General features: G+C 64.8%; 9 protein-coding genes. All 9 read left to right on the top strand.

Features of this window, described 5'->3' with window-relative positions; genetic code table 11:
• Positions 1–356 precede the first annotated feature (356 nt).
• The 9 genes from NXY83_RS20770 (at position 357) to NXY83_RS20730 (ending at position 12,115) form a co-directional block, all read left to right on the top strand.
• Positions 357–497 carry a hypothetical protein gene (locus NXY83_RS20770; protein WP_258804077.1) on the top strand — a complete coding sequence of 47 codons (141 nt, stop codon included), beginning with the start codon at positions 357–359 and terminating at the stop codon, positions 495–497.
• A 123-nt stretch (positions 498–620) separates the two neighbouring features.
• Entirely contained in the window at positions 621–2,081 is a 1,461-nt protein-coding gene (locus NXY83_RS20765; RefSeq protein ID WP_258804076.1) for a glycosyltransferase family 87 protein, read from the top strand.
• Positions 2,074–3,531 (top strand): phytoene desaturase family protein, encoded by a 1,458-nt coding sequence (locus tag NXY83_RS20760; protein ID WP_258804075.1) that lies wholly within the window; start codon positions 2,074–2,076, stop codon positions 3,529–3,531. The genes NXY83_RS20765 and NXY83_RS20760 overlap by 8 nt, the downstream gene beginning before the upstream one ends.
• A gap of 62 nt (positions 3,532–3,593) precedes the next feature.
• Positions 3,594–5,582: a penicillin-binding transpeptidase domain-containing protein gene (locus tag NXY83_RS20755; protein ID WP_258804074.1), complete on the top strand. Its 1,989-nt coding sequence runs from the start codon at positions 3,594–3,596 to the stop codon at positions 5,580–5,582.
• Positions 5,583–5,623: 41 nt separating this feature from the next.
• Positions 5,624–7,306, top strand: coding sequence for an ABC-F family ATP-binding cassette domain-containing protein (locus NXY83_RS20750; RefSeq protein ID WP_258804073.1), 1,683 nt, complete (start codon positions 5,624–5,626; stop codon positions 7,304–7,306).
• Between the two features lie 91 nt (positions 7,307–7,397).
• Positions 7,398–8,171, top strand: coding sequence for a DeoR/GlpR family DNA-binding transcription regulator (locus NXY83_RS20745; RefSeq protein ID WP_258804072.1), 774 nt, complete (start codon positions 7,398–7,400; stop codon positions 8,169–8,171).
• The gene (locus NXY83_RS20740) at positions 8,168–9,379 is read left to right on the top strand and encodes an MFS transporter (protein ID WP_258804071.1); all 1,212 of its coding nucleotides are present in this window, start codon (positions 8,168–8,170) and stop codon (positions 9,377–9,379) included. The genes NXY83_RS20745 and NXY83_RS20740 overlap by 4 nt, the downstream gene beginning before the upstream one ends.
• Positions 9,380–9,504: 125 nt before the next feature.
• Positions 9,505–11,001, top strand: coding sequence for a bifunctional phosphatase PAP2/diacylglycerol kinase family protein (locus tag NXY83_RS20735; RefSeq protein WP_258804070.1), 1,497 nt, complete (start codon positions 9,505–9,507; stop codon positions 10,999–11,001).
• A 166-nt stretch (positions 11,002–11,167) separates the two neighbouring features.
• The gene (locus NXY83_RS20730; protein ID WP_258804069.1) at positions 11,168–12,115 is read left to right on the top strand and encodes an ABC transporter ATP-binding protein; all 948 of its coding nucleotides are present in this window, start codon (positions 11,168–11,170) and stop codon (positions 12,113–12,115) included.
• The last annotated feature ends 3 nt before the right edge of the window (positions 12,116–12,118 follow it).

Genomic DNA, 12,118 nt, shown 5'->3' with positions numbered 1-12,118 from the left:
GCCGTTCAGGCAGCTAGCCCCTGCCCTTCCGCCCTTTTCCCTGCGGCGGCAAGGTATCCCGGCTTTACAGGCGGGTTCGCAGACCTGAAGTTTCCCCTGTTCGGCAGACATCCCGCCGACGGTGGACCCAGGCGTGTGTTGCAGGCGTCTCCTGCCCGCACCCCATAATTCGGAACCAGCTTCGCGTTGGGGCTGCCGGCAGCATGCACAGGAGTTCCTTTTCCTGTTCAAACACCTTATTTATTGCTGCGCATTTGCCTGCCTGAATTTAGCCGGCAATTTCCTTTCCCATACCGCCTTTGATTTGTCGCGCCCGTTTTAGGGACAGCCATCACCCTGATGGGAGGTGAAAATCCATGATTCGAAAACTCCGGAAGCTCCTGTTTCCCCGGCCACAAGGGTCCAGCAGGAAGATGTTCAACAGGGACCTGTTGGAGCAGCAGCTGCGGGACGACGTGTTCGTCCTGTTGCACCAGCAGATGGGAGGCCTTCGCTGAACACTCCTGGCGCCGGATTGCGGTGACTGCTGAACCAGCAGCGCCGCGATCCGGCCTTCAGTATCCGCCGGTACTGTTTGCGCCTGCGGATATCCTTGCAGGCGCACCGGTAAGCTCGATTCCATGGAGGAGACCCAGCCCCCGGGGCGCCGAGGACGGGCCAGACTGGTGGTTCCCAGCCGCAGCGACATGTTGCTGCGGAACTTCACGGAAGTGGTTGGCGGTCCGCTGGGGCGCAGATCCGACCCAGGTGTCGTTTCACCCGGCATATTCACTGTGGAACGGGTACTGATCCTCCTCACCGTCGTTGCGGCACTCATCGGCGTACTGCTCAAAAGCTATTGCCGCGCCAACGGCTGGGAATCCCCCAGCCAGTTCTACGCCACCTGCTATTCGGACTTTCCTGAGCTCTTTCGGAACCGCGGGCTGGCGGAGGGCGCCGTCCCCATTCTCGGCAGCCAGTTCGAATATCCGGTCCTTGTAGGCCTCATCGCCGGGCTGACGGCCTGGTTGGTTCCGGGTACCGGGACATCGGAGGGACGGGTCCTGGCCTACTTCGACATCAATGCGGCGCTGCTGGCGGTGGTGGCCATGATCACGGTCCTCGCAACCGCCAGGACGTCCGCGCGCCGGCCCTGGGATGCCGCAATGGTGGCCCTGGCGCCCGGAATCATTCTCGCGGGCACCATAAACTGGGACCTGTGGACGGTGTGCCTGCTCGCCGTCGGCATGTATTTTTTCGCTCGTCAGCGGCTGGTACCGGCCGGGATCCTGATAGGACTCGCGACCGCCACCAACCTGTACCCGCTGCTCGTTCTGGGTGCCATCCTGCTGCTGGCCCTTCGGTCGGGCCGGCTTCGTGCCCTGCTGGTCACAGGTGGTGCAGCGGCGATGACGTGGACGGCGGTTAACCTGCCTTTCGCGGCAGCAAACTTTGGCGGGTGGACGTACTATTTTCGGTTCGCCGCCGACCGTGAAGCGGGCTACAGTTCGCCGTGGTTCGCCTACAATCTGGTGGCCGGCAGGCTGCGATGGTCCGAGCTGAGCCCCGCCGCTGTGGACCTGCTCGCGCCCGGCCTGTTTGTGGTGTTGTTTGCTGCAATTGCTGTCGTTGCGCTGGCTGCTCCCCGCCGCCCACGCCTGGCCCAGCTCGCTTTCCTCCTGGTGGCCGCCTTCATCCTCACCAACAAGGCTTACTCGCCGCAGTTTGTGGTGTGGCTGATCCCCCTCCTGGCCCTGGCCCGGCCACGCTGGCGCGACTTCCTGATCTGGCAGGGAATTGAGGGCCTGCATTGGGCCGCCGTGTGGATGTACCTTGGACAAGTGACCAGCGCAGGCTCTTCCCAGCACAACCTGGATATGCCCTACTACGTCCTCGCCGTGGCGGCGCACATGGCTGCGGTGGCCTACCTTATGCTTCGGGTGGCCTGGGACATCTACAATCCGGACTACGACCCCATCCGGCGCCACCATGTAGACGATCCCCATGGCGGGCCCTTCGCCCGCGCGCCGGATCGTTTCCGGTTGAGCCTGCGCAGGCCTGCAGATTCCCTCTTGCCCGGGAAGGCAGCCTCAAATGCCTGACGTCGCCGTGGTGGGCGCCGGACCCAACGGACTTGCAGCCGCGGCGGTCATGGCGCGGGCCGGCCTCGCCGTCGAAATCTTCGAAGCGGGCAAGACAATCGGTGGTGGCACGCGGACCACTGAACTGATGCAGCCCGGCCACTTCCACGACATCTGCTCAGCCGTGCACCCGATGGCAGTCGCTTCCCCGTTCTTCAAGGCCTTTGAACTGTCCCGCAGGGTGAACCTGATAACCCCGGAACTGTCTTACGGATCTCCCCTGGACGGTGGCAGGGCCGCCCTCGCTTACCGGTCGCTGGACAGGACAGCGGCCGCGTTGGGCCGCGACGGCGATGCCTACCGGCGGCTCATGGCGCCTCTTGTGGCCCGCATCGACGCCGTTATGGACTTCACCCAGAACCAGCTTCTCCGCATACCCCGCAATCCGCTGGCAGCCGGGATTTTCGGGCTGCGGACCCTGGAGCAGGGATCCGGACTGTGGAATGCCCGGTTCAAGGAAGACCTCGCGCCCGCCCTGCTCAGCGGGGTTGCCGCCCACGCCATCTCCCATCAGCCCTCCCTTGGCGCTTCCGGCGCCGGGTTGATGCTGGGGGCACTTGGGCATGCCGGGGGATGGCCCATTCCGGAAGGCGGCTCGGCTTCCATTGCTGCCGCATTAGCGGACGACATCGTTGCGCATGGCGGTGTTATCCACACCGATGCGCCTATCGACCGCCTGGAAGATCTTCCCGCTGCCCGTGCAACTTTGTTGAATGTCGCCCCGCAAGGCCTGCTGAACATGGCCGGTAGCGCCCTTCCCACGCGCTACCGGGCGGCGCTGGAATCCTTCAGGTACGGGAATGGCTCGTGCAAAGTGGACTACATCCTTTCCGGACCTGTGCCATGGGCGGCACCGGAACTGGCAGACGCCGGAACGGTCCACCTGGGCGGTACCCGGGCTGAGGTGGCCAGTGCTGAGAACGACGTCGACGCCGGCAGGCACCCTGAACGTCCGTACGTCCTTGTGGCCCAACAGTCACGCTTCGACACTGGCCGCGCACCGGCCGGGCACCACACCCTGTGGGCCTACTGCCACGTTCCAGCTGGCTCAAGCAAGGACATGACCGAGGCCATCACTGCCCAACTGGAGCGTTACGCCCCTGGCTTCCGCGACCTCGTGCTGCAAACCCACGTGGTCACGGCGGCGCAGCTGGCCGACTACAACCGGAACTACATCGGCGGGGACTTCAGCGTGGGCACCATGGATCTCCGGGGCCTTGTCCAGAGGCCAGTGGTGTCCCGGGTGCCGTGGCGTACTCCCTTGCCCGGAGTGTACTTGTGTTCGTCCTCCACTCCGCCGGGTCCGGGGGTCACGGGAATGCCCGGACTGCACGCCGCAAGGTACGCGCTTAAAGACATCTTCAAGCTGCCTTTACCAGCGCTGGGAGTCGACGCTTCTGCGGTGCGCTGACTTCAAAGACAAGGTGCGCAATGTGGGAAAAGGGAGTGTCAAATCCGGGGCATAATGGCGCGATGGGGAAAAAAACAAAACTTTCGGTTGCCGTAGCTGCTCTCATTCTTGGAACGTCGTTGGTGGCGTGTGACGACGGACGCAGTGGTGCTGAAGCGGCGGCCACACAACTGGCCAGTGCCGTCTCCGGGCTGGACGTAGGGTCGGTAGCCTTCGACGGCAAGGATGCCGGTGCGGCCAATGACCAGCTGAAAACTGTCTTTGCTGCCCTTGATCCGCAAAAGCCGGCGGTAGAGGCAGGCGAGCTCGCCCTGGATGGGGACAACGCTTCGGCGCCCCTGAACTACACCTGGTCCTTCGGGGATGCGGAGTGGAAGTACACGGTTTCGGCCAAGTTCAAGAAGTCCGGGGATAAATGGCTCACGGTATGGGACCCTGCCATCCTGGTCCCGGGCCTCGCGGACTCCGAAATTCTGACGAAAGGCTCCCAGTCGCCGCAACGCGCTGACATCCTCGGTGCCGGCGATATTCCCCTGGTTACCTACCGGCCCGTGGTGAACGTCGGACTCGACAAGCCGCAGCTGGGTGGGGCCGATCCGGCAGACCCGGCAGGAAAACTGGCCGCTCTGGTGGGAGTGGACCCCGCCGGCTATACGGAGCAGGTCAAGGCGGCCGGTGCGGAAGCCTTCGTTCCGGCGATCACCCTGCGTGAAGAGGGCCGTACCATCACGAACGAGCAGATCGCCGCCATTCCAGGTGCGCGTGCCATTCCTGCTTCCATGCCGCTGGCACCCAGCCGGATTTTTGCCCGCGCAGTGCTCGGCTCCGTCGGCGAGGCGACCGCTGAACAGATCGAGGCGTCGGAAGGGGCGCTGACTCCGGGAGACGTGACAGGCATTGGCGGTCTTCAGCAACAGTACGACGAGCAACTCCGGGGGACGGACGCCGTCGTTATCCGTGCCCAGCGCGCGGACCTGACCCGTGAACAGATCCAGTCTTCCGGCACGGATCCGAGGCGCGTTCTCTTCGAGGTTGCGCCAACACCGGGTACGCCGCTGAAGACCACGCTGGACCCGGGACTGCAGGCGCTTGCCGAAAGCACTTTGGAGGACGTGGGCCCGGCCTCCGCCCTCGTGGCCCTGCGCCCGTCAACGGGCGCCATCCTGGCGGCAGCGTCGGGTCCGGGCAGCAACGGCTACAACACGGCCATGCTGGGCCAGTACGCCCCCGGATCAATCTTCAAGATGGTGGACTCGCTGGCGATGTTCCGCAACGGGCTCACTCCGGATTCCAAGGTCGAGTGCAGCCCCACTCTTACCGTGGACGGACGGACGTTCAAGAACGCGGAGGGGTATCCCGAGGACTCCCTCGGTTCCGTGAGCCTCCGGGATGCCTTCGCCCATTCCTGCAACACCGCCTTCATTGCCGCCCGCAACACGGTGTCGCAGGGGCAGCTCGAGGCGGCAGCCATGGCCATGGGCCTCGCCGTGGAGGCGCCCACGCTTGGTGCTGACGCTTTCCTCGGTTCCGTCCCTGCCGAAGCAGCCGGAACGGAGCATGCCGCCTCCATGATCGGCCAGGGCAAGGTGCTTCTCTCGCCCCTTGCAGCGGCGATGATGGCCGGTTCGGTAGCCAAGGGTGCGCCGGTCTCCCCGCAGCTCGTGCTGAACCCCGACGGCGGTGCAGCTGCTGCGGGAACCACAAGCGGTTCGACAGCGCCGGCCGCACAGCCTTCGGCGACAGCCACCGCAGAAGCCCCGTCGACCGCGTCCGAGCAGCCAATCACCGCCGCAGAGGCTGCTTCCCTGGCCGACATGATGCGCGCCGTCGTCACCTCTGGACATGCAGGTTTCCTCTCATCCGTTCCCGGAGAACCCGTTGGGGCCAAGACCGGCACGGCGGAGTTCGGCAATGAGAACCCGCCCAAAACCCACGCCTGGATAGTGGCAGTGCAGGGTGACCTTGCCGTCGCTGTCTTCGTGGAGGACGGCGGCCTGGGCGCAACAACGTCCGGACCATTGCTGAAGGAATTCCTGACCGCAGCAGGCTAGCGGGTCCAACCGGATATGGGCCGCGTGGGAAGATGGACCCCGTGGCCCATATTGACGTTTCCGGTATCGATTACTTCCTCTCCGACGGCACCCAGTTGCTGAACGGGGTGACCTTCAAGGTTCCGGATGGCACCAAGACTGCTTTGATCGGACCCAACGGGACGGGTAAAACAACCCTTTTCCGGATCATCGCCGGTGACCTCACGCCGGACGAGGGCGTCATTGGACGGTCCGGAAACATGGGGATCATGCGCCAGTTCGTAGGCCAGGTCAGGGACGACTCCACCGTCCGCGATCTCCTGGTCTCCGCTGCACCGCCCGCGCTTGCTGCCGCTGCCCGCGAGGTTGACGAGGCTGAACTCGCCATGATGGAGCACGACGACGAACCGACCCAAATGCGGTATGCGCAGGCCATCGTGGACTGGGGCGACGCCGGAGGCTACGACGTCGAGACGGTCTGGGACGAGGTGTGCATGGCTGCGCTGGGACTGCCCTTTGACCACGCACAGCACCGCCCGGCGTCGAGCCTTTCCGGCGGTGAGCAAAAACGGCTGGTCCTGGAGGCGCTCTTTGCCGGCCCGGATGACCTCCTGCTGCTGGACGAACCGGACAACTACCTGGACGTGCCCGGTAAGCGCTGGCTTGAGGAAAAGCTTAACGAATCCAAAAAAACCGTCTTCTTCATCAGTCACGACCGCGAACTTCTGAACAATGCCGCGGGACGCATCGTGACGCTGGAGCCGGGAATCAACGGGGCGGCGGCATGGATCCACGGCGGCGGATTCGGCTCCTATGTCGAGGCGCGCGCGGACCGGAATGCCCGTTTCGAGGAACTTCGCAAACGTTGGGACGAGGAGCACATCAAGCTCAAGGAGCTCGTCAACATGTACAAGAACAAGGCAGCCTTCCGCTCCGACATGGCCAACAGGTACCACGCAGCCCAGACCCGTCTTGCCAAGTTCCTTGAAGTGGGGCCGCCGGAGGCGCTGCCCATCGAGCAGAATGTGCGGATGCGGCTCAAGGGCGGCCGCACCGCCAAGCGTGCCATAGTGGCGGAACGGCTGGAACTGACCGGGCTCATGAAGCCGTTCTCCACGGAAGTGTGGTTCGGCGACCGCGTGGGCGTCCTGGGTTCGAACGGCTCGGGCAAGAGCCACTTCCTCCGCCTGCTCGCCACCGGGGGAACCGATCCGGAGCGGGAGCACCTGCCTGTGTCCGATGTTGAGATCGCCGAGGTTCCCCATGAGGGCACCGTGAAACTCGGGGCCCGCATCCGTCCGGGTTTCTTCGCCCAGACGCATGTGCGGCCGGATCTGCTCGGCAAGACGCTCCTCGAGATCCTGCACCGCGGTGATGAGCACCGCTCAGGCCTTGGCCGGGAAGCAGCGGCCGGGGCGCTGGACGGTTACGGGCTAGCGGGACAGTCCGAGCAGAAGTACGAGTCCCTCTCCGGCGGCCAGCAGGCACGGTTCCAGATCCTGCTGCTGCAGCTCAGCGGCGCCACCTTGCTGCTGTTGGACGAGCCGACTGACAACCTGGACCTGCATTCCGCGGAGGCATTGGAGCGGGCCATCGACCATTTTGAGGGGACGGTCCTGGCCGTCACGCATGACCGCTGGTTCGCCCGCACCTTCGACCGTTTCCTGGTGTTCGGATCCGATGGAAAAGTGTACGAATCAGCAGAGCCGGTCTGGGACGAGAAACGCGTCGAGCGCGCCCGCTGAGCCGGACATCCCGCCGGCTTTTCCGCATCACTCCCCCACGAACCACTGATCAAGCCCTGATCAATTGATCATAAGTTGCTATCATTTGAGCATGAAGACGGAGGAGCGGCACCGTACTATTGCCGAAATCCTGCGCGGCCGGCCGGAAGTGAGCGTTGAAGAGCTGATTCTTGCCTGCGATGCCTCGGGCGCAACCATCCGCCGCGACCTTGAAGTACTGGCCGCCAACGGTGTGCTCCGACGCATCCACGGCGGAGCCAGGAGCCTGATCGCCCAGGGCATGAATCCAGGTTATGGCCAGCGCGAGCTGGAGGATCAGGACGTCAAAAAGCGGATTGCCGCAGCCGTGGCAGACCTGCTGCGGGACCGGGAGCATGTCTGGCTGGACAGCGGCAGTACCGCCACGGAGGTGGCGCGGGCAGTAGCAGGCAGGGACCTCACCTTGATGCCCATGTCCCTGCGGTCACTCAATGCGGCGGCCGGTGAAGACAGCCCCGCCGGCGTCCGGCCGTCCCTCCTGTTGCCCGGGGGAAGCCTGGTGCCGGGCGAATTATGCTTCCGCGGACCCCTGGCAGAGTCAAACATCAGGTCGCTGCGGTTTGATACCGCCGTCGTTACACCCTGCGCCGTGGACCTCAAGGACGGGCTGCTCGCCCACGACCTGGAGGATGCGGCGGTAAAACGGGCAGGTCTCGAAGCCGGTGCCCGGGTGGTGCTGGCCGCTGCTTCGGCAAAGTGGAACGCACATGCACGGGTGCTGGTGGCAGGCCTGGAACGGGTGGACGTGATGGTGACGGACAAGGAATTCAGCGCCGGGGAGCGCGCCCAACTCGACGAATACTCAGTGGAAGTAGTGAATGTATGAGCCTCAACACCGGCACGGAACAAGAAGCGGGACTGAAGGCGGCGGCGTTGGCCACGTTCCTGGTCTTTGGAATCAACGGCCTGGTCTTCGCCAGTTGGGCAGCACGAATTCCCGCAGTCACCGAGACGCTGCAGATCACCTCGGGACAGATGGGGACACTCTTGCTGTGCACCGCCGTCGGTTCGCTGCTGGCACTGCCTACTGCGGGTCTGGTGGTCGGGCGGCTCGGAACCGCCAACACAGTCCGGTTGGGTGGGCTGCTGGCCGCAGCGTCGGGGGTGGGCATCGCCCTGTCACTTTCCAATGCTTCGATGCCCGGCACAGCCGTCTCCCTGTTTTTCTTCGGCATCGCCATTGGACTTTGGGATGTGTCCCAGAACATTGAGGGGGCCGACGTCGAACACAGGATGCGGCGGACCATCATGCCGCAGTTCCATGCAGCGTTCAGCGGCGGCGCTTTCGTGGGTGCTATCGTCGGCGCGGCGCTTTCCAACCTGGGTGTGGACCTGCCGGTGCACCTGCTGGTGATCGTCGGCATCGTGGTCCTGGTCACGACGATCGCACCCCGCTACTTCCTGCCCCACATTGCAGCCGCCATCCCCGAAGGTGAAGCGAAGCCGGCCAAGGGTCCCTCCGCATGGCGGGACAGCCGGACCCTGCTCATTGGAGTGGTGGTCCTTGGGGCAACCCTGACGGAAGGCGCCGGCAACGACTGGATTGCGAAGGCATCGGTGGATGGACTTGGCACTTCAGAGTCCACCGGGGCACTGATGTTTGCCCTGTTTGTCCTGGCCATGACGGCCATGCGGTTCTTTGGTGGCCGGGTCATCGACAAGTATGGCCGCGTTGCGGTGCTGCGTGCCAGCATGGCCGCGGCCGCGGCAGGTCTTTGCCTCTTCGTGCTGGCGGGGAACCTCTGGCTTGCCGCCGCGGGCGCGGCACTGTGGGGTGTGGGAGCAGCCCTGGCCTTCCCGATGGGGATGTCAGCCGCAGCCGACGACCCGCAGCATGCAGCCGCGAGGGTTTCGGTCGTATCCACCCTTGGATATGTCTCATTCCTCGCCGGCCCTCCGCTGCTCGGGTACCTGGGGGACCTCACCGGTATCCACCTGGCATTGCTGGCCATCCTGGCGCCCATCCTCCTGGCACTGGTGCTGGCTGGTGCAGCCAAACCGCTGAAAATTAAGCAGGCGGCGGACGTCACGTAAGGACGCCGAAGGGCACGGGGCCAGTGTCGGCGGTTTGAGGGGGCGCTAAAGGTGCGGGAGCGTTGGCGTTTTGGGTGCAAAAGCCGGGAGGGCGTCGCCTGCTGCCGTGACGGTAGGGTGAGGGAATGCAGAGCAAGTGGCGTGGAAGCCATCGATGGATAGGCCGGCTGGATAGATACCTCGTCCGGCATGTTTCGGATCTGCCGGGCGGCAACCACGACGTTTTTTTCCGCCGCCTTTCGGCCTCGGCCAATCATGGCAAGTTGTGGATGGCGGCGGCTGCCGTTATGGCTGTTTTCCCCGGCAGGACCCGGAGGGCGGCACTGCACGGCCTGATAGCGCAGGCCGTAGCGTCGGCCGTCACTAACGGGGTGTTCAAGACCTTGCTCCCCCGGACCCGCCCGCTGCCCGAGCACCTTCCGGTGTTCCGGTTTGTCCTTCCGCAGCCCACCAGCTCCTCCATGCCGTCGGGACATTCAGCATCAGCTGTGGCCTTTGCGGTTGGAGTTGGCCTGGTCCGGCCCGCCCTTGGCGCCGCCCTGGCGCCGGCCGCCCTGGGAGTTGCCTACTCGCGGGTCCATACCGGCGCACACTGGCCTTCGGACGTCTTCTTCGGTTCCGCGCTTGGCGCAGGGGCGGCTTTGGTGACCCGCCGGTGGTGGCCCGTCCGCCCGCCCTTCCCGCAGACCGCCCGGACCTGGACGCCTGCTCCCGAACTGCCGGACGGCGAGGGCCTGAGTATCGCGGTCAACACCTTGGGCGGCTCGTTCACCGAGGAGACGGCGTCGGCCCTCCAGGAAGTATTCCCGAAAGCGCATATCCATACGGTTCACCCGGAAGATGACCTGCTCGGGGAAATCCGGGCTACAGCGGACTGGCCCGGAACCAAGGCCCTGGGCGTATGGGGAGGCGACGGGACCGTCGGAGCAGCGGCCGCGGCCGCCGTCGAGCGCTCCATCCCCCTCCTGGTCCTTCCCGGCGGAACCCTCAACCACTTTGCCCGTGATGCCGGAACTGGAAGCCTCAAGGAAGCCGTTGCGGCTGCCTCAAGGGGCGAGGCCGCACTGGCGGACATCGGCGTCGTCACCGTGGAACGCGGGTTGGCGGGCCAGCCTGAAGCTGCGGAGCTGATGATGCTGAATACCTCGAGCTTGGGCCTCTACCCCAATCTGGTACGGCGTCGGGAACAGCTCCAGCCCGCTCTCGGCAAGCCGCTCGCCGGGGTGGTTGCCATGATCAGGACCTTCGCTGCCGGCACACCCATCACTCTCACCGTCAATGGTGTCCGGCACAAGGTGTGGATCGCGTATGTGGGACGGGGCCGCTACTATCCCCGCGACCACGCCCCGCTGCTGCGCCCTGTCCTGGACGACGGGATCCTGGACGTCAGGCTGATCACAGCGGATGAGTCCTTTGCGCGGCTGAGGCTCCTGTGGTCGGTGCTGACCGGGACGGTGGCAAGTTCGCGGATCACGCACCTGGCGGAGGCAACAGAGGTGCGCATCGACGCCGGCGGGGCGCCAATGGCACTGGCTGTGGACGGCGAGGCCCTGGCCGGGGTGCGCAGCGTTGAGTACAGGGTGGTGCCACGGGCCCTTGCCTATTACACTCCCCATTCCTGACGGCAGGACGGCCGTGTCCTCCGGTCATCCAAGGGGACTACCCTGGTTAGCCCCTGAATCATCCCTGAGACAGGCGAAAAGCGGCGTCCGCGTCGGTAGCGTAAGGCGTACACCACGTACCTGAACCTATTCGCAGCCATGCGCTGCCGTCAGAAGGAACACACCCATGATTGAGGCAAAAGACCTGGCTAAGGTCTATGGCGGAAAAACCGCCGTGGCCGGAGTCAGTTTCACCGTCAGGGCAGGGCAAGTCACCGGCTTCCTGGGGCCGAACGGCGCCGGAAAGTCCACCACCATGCGCATGATCATGGGACTGGACCGGCCGACGTCGGGATCCGTCACCGTGAACGGCCTGCCCTACGCGAAACACAAGGCCCCATTGCACGAAGTGGGTGCCCTGCTGGACGCCAAGGCGGTGCACACAAGCCGGAGTGCCTACAACCACCTCCTCGCCATGGCCGCCACACACGGCATCCCCAAGGCGAGGGTCCATGAGGTGATCGAGATGACCGGCCTTGACGCTGTAGCGCGAAAAAAAGCCGGCGGCTTTTCCCTGGGCATGGGGCAGCGGCTGGGCATCGCAAACGCCCTCCTCGGCGACCCGCAGACACTCATCCTGGACGAGCCGGTCAATGGCCTGGATCCCGAAGGTGTGCTCTGGGTGCGGAACCTGGTCCGGTACCTGGCGAACCAGGGCAAAACAGTTTTCCTCTCCTCGCACCTCATGAGCGAAATGGCCCAGACCGCCGACCACCTGATCGTTATCGGCCGCGGCCGGATCATCGCGGACGCCCCCGTCAATGAGATCATCGCCGGCACCCGCCAGGCCCGGACACTGGTCCGCACCGACGCTGCCCTGCAGTTGTCCTCCCTGTTGGCGGGCAACGGTGTCACGGTTGACCAAAGCGAACCGGAAACCCTCACGGTGACCGGCCTCGGGCCGCGGGAAATTGCGCAGGTGGCGCTCAGCAACGGGGTTCTGGTGTATGAACTCACGCCGCAGGTGTCCTCCCTCGAAGACGCTTACTTCCACCTCACCAAGGACGAAGTGGAATACCACTCGCACCTGGCTGGAGACTCCGCTGTGCCCGCCCCCGCGACGGCAGGAAAGTAAGGA

Source organism: Pseudarthrobacter sp. NS4, assembly GCF_024758005.1.
In the GTDB taxonomy this organism is placed as follows: Bacteria; Actinomycetota; Actinomycetes; order Actinomycetales; family Micrococcaceae; genus Arthrobacter.
This window is presented reverse-complemented; position numbering and strand designations above follow the sequence as displayed.